The sequence below is a fragment of the Polaromonas sp. genome (assembly GCF_029945895.1).
In the GTDB taxonomy this organism is placed as follows: Bacteria; Pseudomonadota; Gammaproteobacteria; order Burkholderiales; family Burkholderiaceae_C; genus Polaromonas.
Genome location: NZ_JAQSDL010000097.1, coordinates 1 through 18,631, shown reverse-complemented (window position 1 = coordinate 18,631; position 18,631 = coordinate 1). Strand labels below are relative to the sequence as shown.

Here is an 18,631-nt window from a genome sequence, read left to right as displayed (position 1 = left end):
GGTTCGGGAGTCGATCTCGCGAACCAGAAGTTGTCCATGAACCCGTTCGACGAGATCGCCTGCGAAGAAGCAGTCCGTCTCAGGGAGGCCGGTGTCGCCTCGGAAGTGATCGTCGTGTCCTGCGGCCCAAGCGCTTGCCAGGAGACGCTGCGCAGTGCGATGGCCATCGGCGCCGATCGCGCCGTGCTGATCGAAGCCGACGCCGGGCTCGAACCGCTGGCGGTGGCCAAACTGATGCAGCACGTGGCCACCAAAGAAGGCGTGCAGTTCGCCATCTTCGGCAAGCAGGCCATTGATGACGACGCCGGCCAGACCGGCCAGATGTTTGGCGCGCTGATGGGCTGGGCCCAGGCCAGCTTCGCCTCCAGGGTGCAGATCAGCGGCGACACCGCCACCATCACGCGCGAGATCGACGGCGGCCTGGAAACCCTGGCCATGAAGCTGCCGGCCGTGATCACGACCGACCTGCGCCTGAACGAGCCGCGCTTCATCACGCTGCCCAATATCATGAAGGCCAAGAAAAAGCCGATGGAGGTAATCAAGGCGGCCGAGCTCGGCATCGACATCGCGCCGCGCACCGTGACCCTGCACGTCAGCGAGCCGCCGACGCGCAAGGCCGGCATCAAGGTAGCCGACACGGCCGAACTCGTCAAACGACTCAAAGAAGAAGCGAAGGTGATCTGATGACAACCCTGATCATTGCGGAACACGACAACACCGTACTCAAAGCGGCAACGCTGAACACGATTGCTGCCGCCACGCGCATCGGCGGCGACATTCATGTGCTGGTGGCGGGTCGCAATTGCGCTGCCGTTGCCCAGGCTGCTGCAGCGGTCGCGGGCGTAGCCAAGGTGCTGCACGCCGACGCGGCGCACTACGAGGCCCATCTGGCCGAGAACCTGGCCGCGCTGGTGCAGTCACGCGTGCGCGCCGATGCCGGCTATACCCATGTACTGGCGCCGGCGACAGCCTTTGGCAAGAACGTGCTGCCGCGCGTGGCGGCCTTGCTGGACGCCTCCCAGGTGTCGGACGTGATCGCCATCGAGTCGCCCGACACCTTCTTGCGCCCGTTCTATGCCGGCAACGCGCTGGCCCGCGTGCAATCGAAGGATGCCATCAAGGTGCTGAGCATTCGCACCACCGCCTTCGACCCGGTCGGTGCGGGCGGCACGGCAGCGGTCGAGGCGCTGGACGCGGGCGCCGATCTCGGCTTGACCACCCTGGTCGGACGTGAGGTGGTGAAGCTGGAGCGCCCGGAACTCGCCGCCGCATCGGTCATCGTGTCGGGCGGACGCGGACTGGGCGCGGCCGACAAGTTTCATACCGTGCTGGAGCCGCTGGCCGACAAGCTCGGCGCGGCGATCGGCGCCTCGCGCGCCGCCGTCGACGCCGGCTACGCGCCCAACGACTACCAGGTCGGCCAGACCGGCAAGATCGTGGCGCCCCAGTTGTACGTGGCGGTCGGCATCTCGGGCGCCATCCAGCACCTGGCCGGCATGAAGGACAGCAAGGTAATCGTCGCCATCAACAAGGACGCCGAAGCGCCGATCTTTCAGGTGGCCGACTATGGTCTGGTGGCCGATCTGTTCACGGCCGTGCCGGAACTGGTGGCTGCTCTGTAGCAGGGTGTCGCAGACCGCGTTCGCCCCCGCCAGAATCACGATCATCAGTGGCTAGCGCGACACCCTCGCGGCCTGTCTGTTAATGCGACTGAACCGATTTGCTTGCCGGTATGCAAGGTAACCGCACAAGGGTTTTCCCTGACTTGACATAAAGATCACCATCAGAGACTATTAATCCATGTATGTGAACAACAAATAAGAGTCATGAAGACCGATAGTGTCAATCTACGGGTTGCGGCGACCCTCGTTGTGGTGCGTGATGCGTCGAGCGGACCTGAGGTATTGCTGCTGCGCCGTGCCGATAAGGGCGACCACAACAGCGGAGCTTGGGTCTTCCCTGGAGGTCTGATCGACTCGGCAGATCATCGCAGCCACGAAGTTTGCATCGGCCTTGACGACGTCCAAGCCAGTGCTCGCCTCGGCGTTGAAGCTGGCGGGCTGGATTACTACGTAGCTGCAATACGGGAGTGCTTCGAAGAAGCGGGCTTGCTGTTCGCGGTAGACGAAGGCGGTCAGGTCGTTAACCTCCATAGAAAATTCGGGGAGCGGCTGTCGGCATTGCGCGGTCGACTAAACAGCGGTGATTATGAATTTATCGATTTCTGCCGTGACTTTGCGCTAGGTCTCTCAGCGGATCGCTTGTTCTACATCGGCCATTGGTTAACGCCAAAGGGGCGTGCCAAACGCTTCGACACCCGATTCTTCCTGGCCATTCTGCCCGATGGTCAGTCGTCTATGCATGATGATTTTGAGACTGTCGAACAAGTTTGGCTAACGCCCTTGATGGCTTTGTCGGCTGAGAACACCCGTCGACTGATGGCACCGACGCGGGCGATGATCGAGCAGATCGGAACTTTTGCGAACACAAGTGCCTTATTGAATTGGGCTCGTTCACCGCGGCAGGTTACGTGCGTGCTGCCACGTCTGGCAACCACCTTTGCCGGCCTCAACCCAGTCCTTCCAAATCACCCGGCATGGGCTGAGGTAGGCCGACTCGACCCCGAAGGCCGGGGCGATGCATGGTGCGAGATACGACTCGGCGTGCCGGTGCGCTTGTCACATGGCGTGTTTCGACTCAGCGTCGGTCGGTCGGGCAGCCACAGCTACCTGATCGACATCGGCAACAACGAATGGGCAGTGATCGACCCCGGGCCCCAGGACGAAGGCCATCTCGACGCCGTTATCGCTGTTGCCCCGGGTCCAATCCGCTGGATTTTCCTCACCGATGGCGATGCCGAACAGGTCGAAAGTGCGGCACAACTGCAGGCCCGCACCGGCGCGCAAGTGCGAGGTCCTCAGCAGAACAATGAGGCCGTACCCGGCATCACGCTGCGCGCTCTACCCGGCCCGACGGCCAACAGCATAAGCTACCTGCTTGTGCAGGAAAAAATGTTGTTCGTTGGCGCACAAACGGTGCCACGGGAATGGCTCGCTGAACAACATATCGAATGGCTGGCACCGCGCCGAGGCTTCCTGGTGACGGCACCCCCCCATAAGGAGACAAGATGAAAAACCGCCTCTGCGAGATGTTTGGGATCGAGGTCCCGATCTTCGCTTTTTCTCATTGCCGCGACGTCGTCGTCGAAGTCTCGAAGGCTGGAGGACTGGGGGTGCTGGGTATGGCCCGCATGAGTCCGGAGCGGGTGCATGAAGAACTGAAATGGATCGATGAGCATATCGATGGCAAGCCCTATGGCATCGATATCCTCAATCCGGCCAGCTTTGAAGCGCTGGGCGATCGCAAGTTCGACCCCGAGCGGTTGTTTCCACAGGCGCAACGCGATTTTGTCAAGAACATGCTCGACAACGCCGGTATCCCGCCTTTGCCGGCAGCCGATGCCGAGCAGATCATGAAGGCGATGGTCAACGAGTTCACGTTCACGCCGGAAGAGAGCGCGCGCATGATCGACATCGCGCTAGAACACCCAATCAAGCTGATCGTGAACGCGCTTGGCTCGCCATCGAGGGAACTGGTGGAACGTGCTCATGCCCGCGGCATCAAGGTGGCCGCCATGGCGGGTGCGCCGAAGCATGCACTGCGCCACAAGGAGGTCGGCTGCGACTTCGTGATCGCCGTCGGCACTGAAGCCGGCGGTCACACAGGCACCACCACCTCGATGGTACTGTGGCCACGCGTGGTGGACGCCGTCGCGCCGATGCCGGTACTCGGCGCCGGTGGCGTTGGCCGCGGCCGGCAGATGGCGGCCGCGCTGGCCCTGGGATGCGAAGGCGTCTGGTGCGGGTCGGTGTGGCTGAAGACGGTCGAGAGCGAGGTTACGCCCGAGATCAAGCAGAAGATGTTCGAGGCGCAATCCGACGACGCGGTGTTGACCCGCTCGGTGACCGGCAAGCCGTGCCGAACGCTGCGCAGCACGTTCACCGATGCGTGGGAAAAGCCAGGTGCACCCGACACGCTGCCCGCGCCGCTGCAGGCGCTACTCTGGTGGGGCCAGGGCCGCACCAGAGTAGAACGCGTGCGGGCGAAGGAATTCCTCACTTACCCGGTCGGGCAGATCGTCGGTGACATGACCGGCGAGACCTCGGTGCGCAACGTCGTGCACGAGATGCTGCTCGAATTGATCGAGTCCAAGGAACGGCTCGATGAACTACTCAACTGAAACTGGAGAAAGCCCCCCATGCACACCATTCGAAGCCTTTTCTTCGCGCCGGCGAACCGCGCCGACCTGGTCGCAAAGTTCCCGCGCTTTCGCGCAGACTGTTATGTCATCGATCTTGAGGACGGCACGCCACCTGCTGAAAAAGCGGCCGCGCGTTCCGGTCTTCATGCGCTGGTTTCCGACCTGCGCCGCAGCGAGCTTCCTGGTACGCTGACGATCCGCGTCAACGAGCCGGAGTCTGACCACTACCTTGACGACCTCACCGCCGCGTGGCAAACCGACGCCGACGGCATCGTGATTCCGAAGCTCGAGACCATCGAACAACTCTACCCGGCGCTGCACTGGCTGCGACGCATCGAGCGTGACAGGCCGCGGCGCGAACCGCGCTTTATCGTTGGCGGGCTGGAGTCGATTAACGGTGTGGCGAACGCCGCCGCGCTGTGCCGCGCGCATCCGCAACTGGCTGCGGTGTACTTTGGCGCGGAAGACCTCGCCAGCGAGCTTGGCGCCCGTCGCACGAAAGAATCGATGGAAGTGCTGTACGCCAGGTCGCAGGTGCTGCTGCATGCCAAGGCGGCGCGCATCGTTGCCATTGACCAGGCGGTGGTGGAGATCCGGGACGACAACCACTTCGAGCAGGATGCGCAGACCGGGCGCAGCATGGGCTATGACGGCAAGATATGCCTGCTGCCGCGGCAGCTTGATGTGGCGAACCGCGTGTTTCGTCCAAGCGCGAGCGACGTGGACTACGCGCGCCGGCTTATCGCGCGCTATGCCGACGCCACGGCCAAGGGCATCGGCACGATCGACTTCGAAGGCAAGATGATCGACGGACCTTTGCTCAAGCGCGCACAGCGCATCGTTGCGCTCGCCGAGCGCCTGGACGCGGGAGCCTCGGCATGATCCGCATTGACCCGGCGCAGCTCGACCTGTGCGAATTCATCCGCCCCGGCGATGCCATCGTGATGGGACAAGGCACGGCCGAGCCGCTGACCCTCACCGAGGCGCTGGTGCGCCAGCGACGCGAGCTCGGTGGCGTGCGCGTTTTTTTGGGCGTGATGTTCTCCGACACTTTCGATCCCGCGCAGTGCGACGGCATCGAGCTTCGCGGCCTCGGGGGTGTGGGCACGAACCGCCGCCTCGTCAAGGCGGGCGTGCTTGACGTCATGACGTGCCACGTTTCGCAAGTGAACGAGTTCATTGCAGGCGGTGAAATCGGGTGCGACGTTGCACTGGTGCAGGTCAGCCCGCCCGACGAGCAGGGCCGCTACAGCCTGGGGCTCGCGGCTGACTACACGCGCGCCGCCGTCGACAAGGCGCGCGTAGTGATCGCCGAGATGAACCACCTCGTGCCGCAATCGCTGTGCGACGGGGTGCTGGTCGCCAGCGACATCGACGTGCTGGTCGAGACACGTCGCGCACCAATTCAATTGCCGTCCGCGCCGATCGGTGATCTCGAGCGCCGCATCGCCGCCCACGTCGATGCCTACATCCCAGACCGCGCCACGCTGCAGGTCGGCTACGGTTCGATTCCCGAGGCCGTCATCGCGATGCTCTCGAACCGCCGCGACCTTGGCGTGCACTCGGGCATGGTCGGTGATTCGCTCGTTGACCTGGTCGAATGCGGCGCCGTCACCAATGCGTTCAAGGAGATGGACGTCGGCGTCAGCGTAACCGGCGTGCTGTTCGGCACCGATGACCGGCTCTACCGCTTCGTCCATCGCAATCCGGCCGTTCGAGTCTGCTCAATCGACTACACGCATGCCGGTGCGGTGCTGTCGCGCCTCTCGCGCTACGTGTCGATCAACTCCGCGCTTGAGGTCGATTTGACTGGCCAGGTCAACGCCGAGAGCGTGAACGGCGACTACATCGGTGCGGTCGGCGGCCAGGTCGATTTCGTGCGTGCTGCGGGCCGTTCGCCGGGTGGCGCATCGATCATCGCGCTGCCGAGCGCTGCGAAGGGCGGCACGCTGCCGAAGATCGTTGCGCGGTTGAGTGGCCCCGTGACGACCGCGCGCAGCGACGTCGATGTGGTGGCCACCGAACATGGTGCCGTGCGCCTGCGGGGGATGCCCTTGCGCCACCGCGTCAAGGCCATGATCGACCTCGCGGCGCCTCAGCACCGCGAAGCGCTCGAACGCCAGGCGCACGAGTTCTACGGACTCTGACGAGACTTCCTGGTCAGCGATCAGTTGGAGACAGGGCGGGGGGGAAGGGACAACTCAGCTTGGCGGCAGGTTCACCGGCTTGCTGTGAGCCGATGAATAGCCACTTTCTTCTTTCATCTTAAACGCAGCGATTGACGCTCCACCTGAAGCGGTTTCCTCAACGCTGGCGCGCGGTTACGTTGATCTGGGAGACTCACCGAATGGGTGAACGCAACAAACCGAGCAAGACGGCGCTAGCGATGCTCCTGCAAGCATTGACGTAGTAAAGCAATGGAGTCGCTCCTTCACATGTGCCAAAGTTCGGTCTAGAGCGAAGCGACCATTTCAGGCACCGCCACGAACAAGTCGGCCTCGAGCCCATAATCGGCCACACTGAAGATCGGCGCTTCCGGGTCCTTGTTGATCGCCACAATCACCTTGGAGTCTTTCATACCAGCCAGGTGCTGAATGGCGCCGCTGATGCCCGCTGCAATGTAGAGTTGGGGCGCCACGATCTTGCCGGTCTGGCCGACCTGCCAATCGTTGGGGGCGTAACCTGCATCCACGGCAGCGCGTGAGGCACCCATGGCCGCACCGAGCTTGTCGGCCAGCGGCGTCATGACTTCGGTGAACTTCTCGCTCGAACCCAAGGCGCGGCCACCAGAGACCACCACCTTGGCGGCGGTCAGTTCAGGGCGATCGTTTTTGGCGATTTCGCTGCCGATAAAAGTGGTTTTGCCATGGGCTGGCACGGCGGAAATTACTTCAACGGTGGCTGAGCCGCTGCTGGCTCGCGCCGCATCAAACGCGGTCGTGCGCACCGTAATGACCTTGATGGCATCGAGGCTTTGCACGCAAGCCAGGGCATTGCCGGCATAGATTGGGCGCTCAAAGGTATCGATGCTGTCGATTCGGGTGATGTCCGAGATCTGGGCAACGTCGAGCTGGGCGGCCACGCGCGGGGCCACGTTCTTGCCGCCAGCAGTGGCGGCAAACAGGATATGCGAGTAATTGCCGGCCACGGCCAGCACTTGGGCGGCCACGTTCTCGGCCAGCGCGTGGGCAAACTGCTCACCGTCGGCATGAATGACTTTAGCAATGCCGGGTATGTGTGTCGCCGCTTCCACGGCTTGATGGGCATGGTGGCCAATTACCATCAGATGGACCTGCCCATCAGTGAACATACTGATTTGGGCAGCAGCCATGACACAGTTCAGCGTGGCTGGCTTGATGGCGTGATGGTCGTGTTCCGCAATAACGAGGACGTTCATTTCTTCAATTCCTTAGATCACTTTGGCTTCGTTTCTGAGTTTGTCCACCAGGGTGGACACATCCGGGACCATGATGCCGGCGCTGCGCTTGGGCGGCTCACAGACCTTGATAATCTTCAGACGCGGTGACACGTCAATGCCGAGGTCTTGCGGCGTGACGATGTCAAGCGGCTTTTTCTTGGCCTTCATGATGTTGGGCAGGGTCACATAGCGCGGCTCATTGAGGCGCAGGTCCACGGTCACGATGGCTGGCAATGTGACCGAGATGGTTTCCAGACCGCCGTCCACTTCGCGGGTAACAGTGGCTTTGCCATCGGCCACTTCGACTTTGCTGGCAAATGTGGCTTGGGGCAGGTCGGCCAAGGCCGCGAGCATCTGGCCAGTTTGGGCGCAGTCATCGTCAATGGCTTGTTTGCCCAGAAGCACCAGGCCAGGTTGTTCTTTGTCGATCAGGGCCTTGAGCAACTTGGCCACGGCCAGCGGCTGCAGCTCCACGTCTGTCTGCACGAGAATGGCACGGTCGGCGCCGATGGCCATGGCGGTGCGCAGGGTTTCCTGGCATTGGGCCACGCCGCAAGACACGGCGATCACCTCGGTGGCCACGCCTTTTTCTTTGAGGCGCATGGCTTCTTCGACGGCGATTTCGTCAAACGGGTTCATGCTCATTTTGACGTTGGCAATATCTACACCGGTGTTGTCCGACTTGACGCGGACCTTGACGTTGTAGTCGACTACGCGTTTAACGGGGACTAGGATTTTCATAAGGGGAAAAATATTCAAAAGTACAAACTCTGACGCCCTGTTGGTGGTCAGCGATCAGGGAAGTTCGGCGCGCGTTTCTCGATGAAAGCGTTCACCGCCTCGACGTGGTGTGGCGTCTTGTGCGCGATGGCCTGGAAGCCGGCCGACATTTCGAGCAGCGATTCGAGCCGCATGTGCTGCCCTTCGCGCAACAGACGCTTCGTCATGCGCAGGCCCGTGCCGGGGTTTTTCGCGATCCGCCCAGCGAGTGCGCGGGCCTCGTCCATCAACCGGTCGGCCGGCACGACCTTCGACACGAGGCCGCATGCGAGCGCTTCGGCGGCCGACAGCGAATCGCCGGTGAACGACATTTCCATGGCCTTTGACATGCCGACCACCCGCGGCAGCAGCCAGGCGCCCCCGTCGCCCGGAATAAGACCGACGCGCACGAAACTTTCGGCGAAGGATGCGGTGTCCGCCGCGATCCGGATGTCGCACATGCAGGTGAGGTCGCATCCCGCGCCGATAGCGGCACCGTTGACGGCAGCGATGGTTGGCACCTCGAGGTTATAGAGCGCCGTCGACAGACGCTGGATGCCCTGGCGGTACCAGTTGCGGATCGCGCTCGGCGTCTCGTCGAACAGCGCCTTCATGTGCTTCAGGTTGCCGCCGGAGGAGAACACCGGGCCGGCGCCTGTGAGCACCACGGCGCGCACCGACATGTCCTCTGAAATGCGCGCACAGGCGTCGACGAATTCCTGCGGCGCGTTATTGCCGGTTAGCGCATTGCGCGACTCGGGCGCATTCATCGTGAGCGTGACGACCGCTCCCGATTGCTCGTACAAAAGAAAAGTGCTCATGGCGCGGGTTCCTTGGTGGTTGGGATGAGGTCGGCGCGCATGAATTCGAGCGCCGACGCGGCGGGCGAGGCCATGAGCGCCTGGCCCAGTACACGATTCCAGTGACGCTCCGAGCCGAAGTCGGCGCGCCATTCGTGGATGCGGCGGGTGTAGATCTGCAGGTCCATCTCCGCCGTGACGCCGATCGCGCCGTGAACGGCATGCGCTGTCGATGTCGCCAGCGTGGCCGCCTCGCTGGCGCGCGCTTTCGCGAGCGCCGCACGCAGGCCGTGCGGCAGCGGCCCCGGCCCGCTGCAGCCTATTTCGGCGGCCATGTGCGCGGCCACGACATGCTCGGCCATCACGCTGATCTGGTGCTGAATCGCCTGGAACTTTCCGATCGAGCGGCCGAACTGCACCCTGTCGTTGGCATAGACGACCGTCATTTCGAGCGTCCGCTGCATGGCGCCGGCGAGCTGCGCCGCAGCGATTGCCGCACCCGCCTCGCGCCACGCGACGGCCGCGTGAAGCGCGAGTCCCGCGCGCGCCTGCGCCGGCCAGTACAGGTCAGCGCGCAGGCTGCCGTGAATGCCGGTGTCTCGCACATCGGCCTTCGCGGTAGGCAGCAGCAGCCAGCCGTCGGGCATGGCGGCGGCAACCCAGTCCGCGATCTTGCCGTACGGTGTCGCGAGCGCGGTTACCGCGCCCCCCGCATCGACGCGAGTTTGCGATGCCATCGCGATCGCTCCGGCCGGTGCCTCGATGCCCGCATGCGCCAGCACGGCGCGTACGACCATCGTGTGCGCCAGCGGCACCGGTAGCGCATGGTGTCCTTCGGCCACGAACAGCGGAAACGCGTCGGCGAGCGACAGTCCCGCTCCGCCGGTCTGCTCCGCCACCAGCGCGTCCAGGTAGCCCGATTCGTCGATGCGCGCCCACAATTCGGCGGTGGACCCGCCGCGCTCCACCTGCCGGATCGCCTTGGGCGTGGAGCAATCGGCCAGCAGGCGCTCGAATGCCTGCGACAAGAGTTCGTTCATCGAAGTCCCAATCCGCGCGCGATCAGGCTGCGCAATATTTCTCGTGTGCCGCCGCGAAGCGAATAGGTCGGCGCGATCTGCGTCACGTAGGTCAGCGTCCGCAGCAACTCGGCCGGCGCATCGCGTTCGGACGCGCTCGCGATGGCGTCGCCGATCGCGAGCGGAATAAACTGCTCAAGCTCGGTGCCAAGGTCCTTGACGAGCGACGCTTCCACCATCGGACTGTCACCGGCGTTCACCTTCGCCGTGACCGCCACCGACATCGACCGCAGCGTCGCCAGGTGGCCGACGATGCGCCCCGCGAGGACGATGGATGCCTCATCGTCGGCCCGCTCGCAACGCAGGTGATCCAGCCAGGTGTCGAAGAGCACGATGCTGGAGTAGATGCGCTCGGGGCCGCTTCGCTCGTAGGCGAGTTCGGCCGTCACCTGTTTCCAGCCCGAACCTTCCTGACCGACCAGCGCGTCGTGCGGCAGCTCGACGTCGTCGAAGAACACTTCGCTGAAGTGCTTGCCGCCGGTGAGGTCCTCGATCGGACGCACCGTGATGCCGGGCAGCGTGAGATCGATGACGAACTGCGAGAGCCCGTCATGGCGGTCTTCCGCCGTGCCGGACGTTCGCACCAGCGCGATCATGAAATGCGATCGGTGCGCGTTCGTGGTCCAGACCTTCTGGCCTTTCAGGCGCCAGCCCCCCGGCGTAGGCGTTGCCCGCGTCTTGATGCTCGCGAGGTCGGAGCCCGACTGCGGCTCGCTCATCCCGATGCAGAAGAACAGGTCGCCGCTGCACACGCGCGGCACGTAGAACCGCTTCTGTTCCTCGGTGCCGTAACGCAGGATCACGGGCGCGCTCTGGCGCTCCGCGATCCAGTGCGCCGACACCGGTGCGCCGCGCGAGAGCAGTTCCTCGACCAGGACGAAGCGGGCGAATGCGTCCCGTCCGCCACCGCCGTACTCGTGCGGCAGCGCCAGCCCGATCCAGCCGCGCTGGCCCAGCGCCTTGCTGAAGTCCGCGTCGAACCCGAGCCACGACTGCGCACGCCGCTCAGGCGGCATGTCGCGTAGCGTGTCGTCGAGGAAGGCGCGCACCTCGGCGCGAAGCGCCTCGGCCGCGTGCGGCACGGATACGAGGGAAAGTGCATCGATCATGGGACTGCCCGGCGCGCCGCCGTCACTTGAGGCCGGCCTTGAACGCGTTCAGCACCTCGGTGCCGGGGCGTCCGCGCTTGTCCAGGCCCTCGGCCCACTCCTTGGCGACTTCGCTCATCGCGTTGGCTACCACCGCTTTGTCGGCCGTCGACAAGGTGATGAGATTGACGCCGGCCTGCTTGACCTTCTCTATGTCGCCGGCTTCATCCTTTTCGACCTGCGCGCACGCGCTGCGCACGATGTCATCGCCCATCGCCGACAACTGGGCCTGGATCGCCGGGGGCAGAGTCTGCCAGCGCTTCTCGCTGATCACGTAGTTGGCGATGAAGGTGCCGAAGTTCTCGCCGACCGTGGAGGTCTTCGACAGCTTGTGTATGTTGTACGGCGCGAGGCTGTTGAACGGGAACAGCACGCCGTCGATCGTGCCGCGCGACAGCGACTCGTAAACGTCGGGCGTCGGCATCAACACGGGCGTGGCCTTGATTTTCTTCAGCACCAGTTCCTTGGCCGAGCCTGATGCGCGGATTTTCATGCCCTCGACATCCTTCAGCGTGGCGAAGGGCTTGCGCGTGACGATCTGGTAAGGCGGCAGCACGATCGTGAACAGCAAGCGCACGCCGTTGGGCTCAAACTCCTTCTTCGCGATCAGCCCGCCCGGCTTCGCGAGGTTCCAGTAGGCGAGGGTGCCCTGGCACGAGCCGGTGAAGTCCAGCGGCAGCTCGGCCACGACGGACAGAGGCATCTTGTCGGACACGAAGCCCGGTGCAACGTACGCGATGTCGACCAGGCCAGACTGCGTGAGCGCCAGGAAGTCCTTCGCCTTGCCCAACTGCTCAGCCGGGTAGTACTCAAACTCGATGCCCTTGGCTGCCGGGTTCTCCTTCAGCCGCTCCATCATCGGGTAGATGATGTACTTTGGCAGGTAGTGGCCGACCGGGAACGAGTCGGCGATCTTGAGCTTGATCGGCGTCTGGGCGAGAGCGGGCCCTGCGGTGCAAACGGACACGAGGGCGAGCGTCTGGATGGCCCTGTTGACGATTCGAGTCATGTGGAAGCCTTTCATTGTGGGACGTGGGACGGAAAATCGGCGTTAGACCTAGTCGGTCAGGGCGCCATCTGAGAAGGAAGCCAAAGAATGATGGAGGGGAACGCGACGAGCACGATCAGCAACAGCAGGTGGCTGAAGACATGGGGCCACACCCCGGCGAAGATTTCCCGCAGCGGCCGCTTCGCGTAGCGCGAGACGACGAAGACGTTCAGGCCGACGGGCGGCGTGACGAGGCCGACCTCGGCCACGACGATGACGATGACGCCGAACCACACCGGATCAAATCCGAGTGCCTTGACCAGCGGCAGGACGATCGGGACTGTCAGGATCAGGATCGCGACCTGGTCCATCACGCAGCCGAGGACCAGAAAGCCGAAGAGGATGAAAGCCATTACCACCCAGCGCGACACGTCGAGCGCGCCGACCCACTGGACGATGCTCTGCGTCGCCTGCGTGAGGGTGAAGAAATACCCGAAGATCTTCGCGCACACGATGATCATGATGATCATGCAACTCGCATGGGCGGCATGGGTCAGCGCCTTCATCAGCGAGGCCCTGTTGACCTTGCGCTCCCGAAGCGCGATCAGGAACGCGCCGAAGGCGCCGAGGCCGGACGCTTCGGTCGGCGTCGCGATGCCGGTGTAGATCACGCCGGTGACCGACATGAACAATGCCAGCATCGGGCCGACGACCTTCAGCGAAGCGAATTTCTCGCGCATCGAATACGCGTTGCCGAGCGGCGCCGCGGCGGGGTCGAGCTTGACCAGCACCCACACGGTGGCAATGATCGTGAGCGTGACGAGAATGCCCGGGATCACGCCGCCGACCAGCAACTGGCCGATATTCACGTCGGCGATGATTCCGTAGAGGACGAGCGCGATGCTTGGAGGAATCAGCATCGCGAGCGTTCCCGAAATCGCCACCACCCCGCCGGCGAGCTTCGGATCGTAGCCTTGCTTCAGCATCATCGGCATAGTGGTCGACGACAGCGTCGCGGCCGAGGCGGTGCTTGAGCCCGAAATCGCGCCGAAGCCCGCACCGGCAAGCGCCGTCGCCATGGCGAGGCCGCCCGGCACGCGGCCGACCCAGGTGGCTGCGGCCTTGAACAAGTTGTCGGCCACGCCGCTCAGGATCACGAACTCGGCCATTAGGATGAACATGGGCACGGAGATCAGCTCATAGGTACCAGCAGTCGCCAGCGGCGTCGTCGCGACGACGCCCGCCAGAGCCTCCAGCCCGCCGATCAGATAGAGCCCGAGGGTGCCCGCGGTGGCGAGAGAAAAAGCCACTGGCATGCCCAGTGCGAGCAGCAGGAACAAGAGGAAGACGATCCCGGATGCGATCATGGTGTCACCTCTTCTTCCGTGCCCGACATCGGTGGCAGCGGTACAATTTCCCGGCCTGACGCCAGCGTCCAGACATAACCGCCCGCATCGAGCGTCAGGCGGATCGCCAGCAGGCCGAAGCCGAGCGGCAGCAACGCGCTAATGGTCCAACTGGGCAATTCCAGTCCGCTCGTGGACACCGCTCCCGACTGGAATTCCTCGAAGGTGCGCTGCGTTGAGACGACCGTGATGTAGAAAAACACGGGCGCGGCGATCACGCTGCAGATTGCCTGGAACAAATAGCGCGTGTTCGTGGAGATGTAGTTGTGGACGATGTCGACGCTGACATGGGCATGCGCCTTGAGCGTGTCTGATACGGCGAGGAAGAAAAGGCCCGGCATCAGGTAGTTGGAGATCACCTCGTAGGACCAGATCAGCGGCGAATTGAAGAGATAGCGCAGCGACACGTCGAACACCACGACGAGCATCAGCAGGAACAGCATCAGGCAGCCGACGACCATCAGCGCCGCGTCGAGCACGTCGACCGCGCGCCGCAGCATCGCGTAGGCTCCGGCGGGCCGGCGGGGGTCGTCGGGCGGCGTTTTGGTGTTGGCAAGCATGGCGGTCATCGGCCTTTCCATTGGTGTTTTCGTTTCGCTCGAAATGCCTGCGGTCTCTCCTGGGCACCCGCACTGCGGTAAACACGATCAAATAGATGTCCCACCGAAAATGACTGCAGTCCGGTCATGTAAATCTTTCTCAGTTAGATGCAGTGCCGTCGTCGGGTGCGACACCGCGGAACAGCACCTCTTCGGGAATACCCCACTGCGCGGCCCACTCGATGCCACCTTCGCCTGGCGGATACGGCGGCTCGGGGAGACGCGGCGGTGTCACGCTGAATCGCGGGGCCGGCGCGGGTTGTGCAATGCCGTCGATCTCGATGAAGGTTTGGCGTGCGCGGTGATGAGGGTGATTCGGCGCCTCCAGCGGTGCGAGCACCGGCGCGAAACAGGCATCGCTGCCTTCAAGCAGTTCGCACCACTGTGCACGGGTGCGGCCTGCGAAAAGTTCGGCCAACTTCCGCCTGGCTTCGGGCCACCGGCCGGGATCCTGGACGTCGGGCAGGTCACCCGGGGAAAGCCCCAAACGCGCGACGAAAACCTCCCGAAACTTTGTTTCCAGCGGCGCCACCGACACGTACTCACCGTCGGCGCAGCGGTACACGTCGTAGTGCGGCGCACCCGAGTCGAGCAGGTTCGTGCCTCGCGGCCCGTTTTGCAGCCCGGCGGCGAGAAGGCCGTACAGGCTGGTCATTAGCGACGCCACACCGTCAATCATCGCCGCATCGACGATCTGCCCGCGCCCGCTTTCGCGTGCGCTCCACAGCGCGCTCATGATCCCGAAGGCGAGCAGCATCGCGCCGCCCGCGTAGTCGCCCAGCAGGTTCAGCGGCGGCGTCGGGGCGGTGCCTTCTCGACCGATGGCATGCAGCGCACCCGCGAGCGCCACGTAGTTGAGGTCGTGCCCGGCGCTTCGCGCCAGCGGGCCGGTCTGCCCGAAGCCGGTGACGCGACCGTAGACCAGCCGCGGGTTCAGGCCGATGCACACGTCGGGGCCGAGACCCATGCGTTCCATGGTCCCGGGACGGAAGCCCTCGATCAGAGCGTCGGCCCGGGCGACCAGCTCGCGGGCCAGGGCGACGCCCGCGTCGCGCTTCAGGTCGATGCGCAGTGACCGCTTGCCGCGCTGCAGCAGATCGAAGCGTGCGGGCCGCGCGACCCCAAGGCCGCTCGGCTCCAGGCGGTCGATGCGCAGCACCTGCGCACCCAGGTCGGCGAGCAGCATGCCGCACATCGGCCCAGGACCGATGCCGGCGAATTCCACCACTTTCAGCCCGGCCAGCGGGCCGGCGTTCATGCCAGGAGAAGTGCTCATGTTGTCGGCGGCCGGGGCGTCAGTAGGACTTCGGAAGGCCGAGCACCTTCTCGGCGATGTAGCACAGCACCAGTTGCGGGCTGATTGGCGCGATGCGCGGAATCATCACCTCGCGCAGGTAGCGCTCGACGTGGTATTCCTTGGCATAGCCGAAGCCGCCGTGGACCATGACCGCCTGCTGACAGGCGTTGAAGCCGGCCTCCCCGGCGAGGTACTTGGCGGCATTGGCCGCGGCGCCGCAGTTCATGTCGTTGTCGTACTGCCAGGCCGCCTGCATGACCATCAGGTTCGCCGCCTCGAGCTCCATCCAGTTCTGCGCCAGCGGGTGCTGGATCGCCTGGTTCTTGCCGATCGGCCGGTTGAATACTACCCGTTGCTTTGCGTAGTCGACCGCGCGCGACAGCGCGAGCCGTCCGATGCCCACCGCCTCGGCGGCGATCAGGACGCGTTCGGGATTCATGCCGTGCAGGATGTACTCGAAGCCGCGGCCTTCCTCGCCGATGCGGTCCTCGACCGGAATCTCGAAGTCCTCGAAGAACAGTTCGTTCGAGTCCACGCACTTGCGGCCCATCTTCTCGATCTCGTGCACGGTGATGCGGCTGCGGTCGAAGTTCGTGTAGAAGAGGCTCAGGCCGTGCGTCGGCTTGTCCACCTCCTCGAGCGGCGTTGTGCGGGCGAGAAGCAGGATTTTGTGTGCCACCTGCGCCGTCGATATCCACACCTTCTGCCCGTTGACGACGTAGCGGTCGCCTTTGCGCACGGCGCGCGTTTTGAGCTGTGTCGTGTTGAGGCCGGTGTTCGGCTCGGTCACGCCAAAGCAGCTCTTGACCTCGCCGCGCGCCACCGGCGGCAGCATGCGCAGGCGCTGCTCTTCGTTGCCAAACACCGCTACCGGGTTGAGCCCGAAGAGATTGATGTGCACGGACGATGCCGCCGACATACCGCCACCGGATTGCGCGATGGTCTGCATCATCAGCGCCGCCTCCGTCACGCCGAGCCCCGCGCCGCCGTACTGCTCGCCGATGCACATACCGAGCCAGCCGTCGCCCGCGAGCGCCTGGTAGAACTCCTCGGGGAAGCGTCCGTCGTGGTCGCGGTCAAACCAGTACTGGTCGTTGAAGCGGCCGCAGATCTTCGCAATCGCCTCTCGAATACTTTCCTGCTGCTCGGTTAACGTAAAGTTCATATGGTTCCTTTCGATGGGGTGGTTGGAGAGCGCTCGCTGCACACAAGCACCGTTCCTTCCTCGATGAGCTTCTCGATCTCTGCGTCGCTGAATCCGACCTGTTGCAGCACTTCGACACTGTGTTCGCCGAGCCGGGGCGCATGGCGCGCCGGCCCGGGCTGGCTGTCGGACCAGGTCATCGGCATGCGCATCTGGCGGATTCGTCCCTCGCTCGGGTGATCGGTGATCGAGAAGAAACCCGTGGCCTGCAGGTGAGGGTCTTCGAGCACGCTGTGCAGGTCGTGCATCGGCATCATCGGCACGTCGCTCTCCTCAAGCAGCTTCATCCATTCGGCAGTGGTCCGTTCTTCGAACATGCGGGCGAGTTCGCCATACACCGCGTCGATGTTGCGCGCGCGTGCGGCGAAGGTGGCGAAACGGGGATCGGTGGCAAGCAGGGACTCGCGGCCCACCGCGCGCAGGAACCGCTCCCACTGCTTGTCGTTGTAGACCACGGCGCAGACATAACCATCGCGCGTGCGGTACGGGCGCCGCTCCGGCGAGAGCTGGCGCGCATAGCCGCCGCCATCCAGCGGCGGGTCGTAGGTCAGTCCGCCCAGGTGGTCGCCAAGCACGAAGCCCACCATCGTTTCGAACATCGGCACGTCCAGCCGCTGTCCGCGCCCGGTACGCTCGCGTGCCAGCAGGCTTGCGAGGATGCCGCCCACGGCGGTCAGGCCGACGATGCGGTCGGCCATCGCCGTTGGCACGTAGCGCGGCGTGCCGTCGCCGGAGCGCGCGATCAGGTGTGACAGCGCCGCACCGCCCTGCATCAGATCGTCGTATGCGGGACGCGCGGCATAGGGTCCGTCCTGACCAAAGCCGAACAGACCTGCATAGACGATGCGCGGGTTGATGGCGGCCACCGTTTCATAGTCGAGTCCGAGCCGTGCCATGGCATTGGGCCGCACGTTGTAGACGAGCACGTCCGCGTCAGCCAGCAAGCGGTGGAGCACGTTCAGCCCGGCAGGCTTCTTCAGGTCGAGCGCGATGCTGCGCTTGCTGCGATTGGCATTGAGGAAGATCGGGCCCATGTCGGCGTGCCGACCCGGGCCGATCTCGCGCACCAGGTCGCCTTGCGGCGCCTCGATTTTGATGATGTCGGCGCCCATGTCGCCCAGCGACAGCGTCGCGAAGGGCCCCATCAGCACCGACGTCATGTCGATGATCTTGATGCCGTGCAATGGACCCATGTAATGACCTCAATCTTCTGCTCAATGATGTTGGAAGCGTTGTTCGACATGAACAATCTTCACTTTCTATGGATAAATTATTCATGAGCATGAATAATTTATCCATAAGTAAAAACCCTAATAATATTTAAACTGCCTCTTTAGAGGATATTTGCCAATGGAATATCAACTGAAATCACGACCGACGGGCTTCTGATTGTGTTCACATGCATGTACACTGAATCCGTGAATAAATCTATTTTCCACAGTTGACTGTCCGCAAATAGGTGCGGATGTCAACTTGGCGCGGGTTTGAGGTCGAGACGACCCACCCGAACTTGTCGATGTGCTGGGCACTTGGATGCTGTCGATTCTGGACGGGAATTGTCGCTACGCCCATGTAGGCGCACTGCGAGCAGATGGTGTGGTTCCGAGCAGCCGCAGTGTAAGCGTCTGGCCGTGGCATCTTGAGTTGACTCAGTCATCGCCCCAGCATTGCG

Annotated in this window: 17 protein-coding genes; 6 read left to right on the top strand and 11 right to left on the bottom strand. The window is 63.7% G+C overall.

The window, feature by feature from the left end; genetic code table 11:
- The 6 genes from PSV33_RS14360 to PSV33_RS14335 form a co-directional block, all read left to right on the top strand.
- Nucleotides 1–684 (top strand): electron transfer flavoprotein subunit beta/FixA family protein (locus PSV33_RS14360; protein ID WP_300562900.1); only part of this gene is annotated, 684 nt, incomplete at its 5' end.
- Nucleotides 684–1,622, top strand: a complete 939-nt coding sequence (locus PSV33_RS14355; protein ID WP_096666841.1) for an FAD-binding protein — start codon at nucleotides 684–686, stop codon at nucleotides 1,620–1,622. The genes PSV33_RS14360 and PSV33_RS14355, both read left to right, overlap by 1 nt.
- Before the next feature lie 204 nt (nucleotides 1,623–1,826).
- Nucleotides 1,827–3,131: an NUDIX domain-containing protein gene (locus PSV33_RS14350; RefSeq protein ID WP_096666839.1), complete on the top strand. Its 1,305-nt coding sequence runs from the start codon at nucleotides 1,827–1,829 to the stop codon at nucleotides 3,129–3,131.
- A complete protein-coding gene (locus PSV33_RS14345) occupies nucleotides 3,128–4,240 on the top strand; it encodes a nitronate monooxygenase (protein ID WP_096666837.1) in 1,113 nt (370 codons plus the stop codon). Before PSV33_RS14350 ends, PSV33_RS14345 begins: the two co-directional genes overlap by 4 nt.
- An 18-nt stretch (nucleotides 4,241–4,258) precedes the next feature.
- Nucleotides 4,259–5,143: a CoA ester lyase gene (locus tag PSV33_RS14340; RefSeq protein ID WP_096666835.1), complete on the top strand. Its 885-nt coding sequence runs from the start codon at nucleotides 4,259–4,261 to the stop codon at nucleotides 5,141–5,143.
- On the top strand, nucleotides 5,140–6,408 hold the full coding sequence (locus PSV33_RS14335; RefSeq protein ID WP_096666833.1) for an acetyl-CoA hydrolase/transferase C-terminal domain-containing protein: 1,269 nt from the start codon (nucleotides 5,140–5,142) through the stop codon (nucleotides 6,406–6,408). Before PSV33_RS14340 ends, PSV33_RS14335 begins: the two co-directional genes overlap by 4 nt.
- Nucleotides 6,409–6,713: 305 nt before the next feature.
- Here PSV33_RS14335 and PSV33_RS14330 read toward each other — a convergent pair whose 3' ends face one another.
- From PSV33_RS14330 to PSV33_RS14280, 11 genes are all read right to left on the bottom strand, one after another.
- Nucleotides 6,714–7,658, bottom strand: coding sequence for an FAD-binding protein (locus tag PSV33_RS14330; protein WP_096666831.1), 945 nt, complete (start codon nucleotides 7,656–7,658; stop codon nucleotides 6,714–6,716).
- Nucleotides 7,659–7,670: 12 nt separating this feature from the next.
- Nucleotides 7,671–8,420, bottom strand: a complete 750-nt coding sequence (locus tag PSV33_RS14325; RefSeq protein ID WP_096666829.1) for an electron transfer flavoprotein subunit beta/FixA family protein — start codon at nucleotides 8,418–8,420, stop codon at nucleotides 7,671–7,673.
- 47 nt (nucleotides 8,421–8,467) lie between these two features.
- On the bottom strand, nucleotides 8,468–9,259 hold the full coding sequence (locus PSV33_RS14320) for a crotonase/enoyl-CoA hydratase family protein (protein WP_096666827.1): 792 nt from the start codon (nucleotides 9,257–9,259) through the stop codon (nucleotides 8,468–8,470).
- Nucleotides 9,256–10,278, bottom strand: a complete 1,023-nt coding sequence (locus PSV33_RS14315; RefSeq protein WP_096666825.1) for an acyl-CoA dehydrogenase — start codon at nucleotides 10,276–10,278, stop codon at nucleotides 9,256–9,258. Before PSV33_RS14315 ends, PSV33_RS14320 begins: the two co-directional genes overlap by 4 nt.
- On the bottom strand, nucleotides 10,275–11,426 hold the full coding sequence (locus PSV33_RS14310) for an acyl-CoA dehydrogenase family protein (protein WP_096666823.1): 1,152 nt from the start codon (nucleotides 11,424–11,426) through the stop codon (nucleotides 10,275–10,277). The genes PSV33_RS14315 and PSV33_RS14310 overlap by 4 nt, the downstream gene beginning before the upstream one ends.
- A gap of 22 nt (nucleotides 11,427–11,448) precedes the next feature.
- Nucleotides 11,449–12,474 carry a TRAP transporter substrate-binding protein DctP gene (gene dctP / locus PSV33_RS14305; protein ID WP_096666821.1) on the bottom strand — a complete coding sequence of 342 codons (1,026 nt, stop codon included), beginning with the start codon at nucleotides 12,472–12,474 and terminating at the stop codon, nucleotides 11,449–11,451.
- A 56-nt stretch (nucleotides 12,475–12,530) separates the two neighbouring features.
- Nucleotides 12,531–13,820: a TRAP transporter large permease subunit gene (locus PSV33_RS14300; RefSeq protein WP_096666819.1), complete on the bottom strand. Its 1,290-nt coding sequence runs from the start codon at nucleotides 13,818–13,820 to the stop codon at nucleotides 12,531–12,533.
- On the bottom strand, nucleotides 13,817–14,428 hold the full coding sequence (locus PSV33_RS14295; RefSeq protein ID WP_176491322.1) for a TRAP transporter small permease subunit: 612 nt from the start codon (nucleotides 14,426–14,428) through the stop codon (nucleotides 13,817–13,819). Before PSV33_RS14295 ends, PSV33_RS14300 begins: the two co-directional genes overlap by 4 nt.
- 130 nt (nucleotides 14,429–14,558) lie before the next feature.
- Complete coding sequence (locus tag PSV33_RS14290) at nucleotides 14,559–15,716, bottom strand: CaiB/BaiF CoA-transferase family protein (RefSeq protein WP_096666815.1); 1,158 nt, start codon at nucleotides 15,714–15,716, stop codon at nucleotides 14,559–14,561.
- A gap of 37 nt (nucleotides 15,717–15,753) precedes the next feature.
- The gene (locus PSV33_RS14285; protein WP_096666813.1) at nucleotides 15,754–16,920 is read right to left on the bottom strand and encodes an acyl-CoA dehydrogenase family protein; all 1,167 of its coding nucleotides are present in this window, start codon (nucleotides 16,918–16,920) and stop codon (nucleotides 15,754–15,756) included.
- The gene (locus PSV33_RS14280; protein WP_096666811.1) at nucleotides 16,917–18,152 is read right to left on the bottom strand and encodes a CoA transferase; all 1,236 of its coding nucleotides are present in this window, start codon (nucleotides 18,150–18,152) and stop codon (nucleotides 16,917–16,919) included. The genes PSV33_RS14285 and PSV33_RS14280 overlap by 4 nt, the downstream gene beginning before the upstream one ends.
- Nucleotides 18,153–18,631 lie beyond the last annotated feature (479 nt).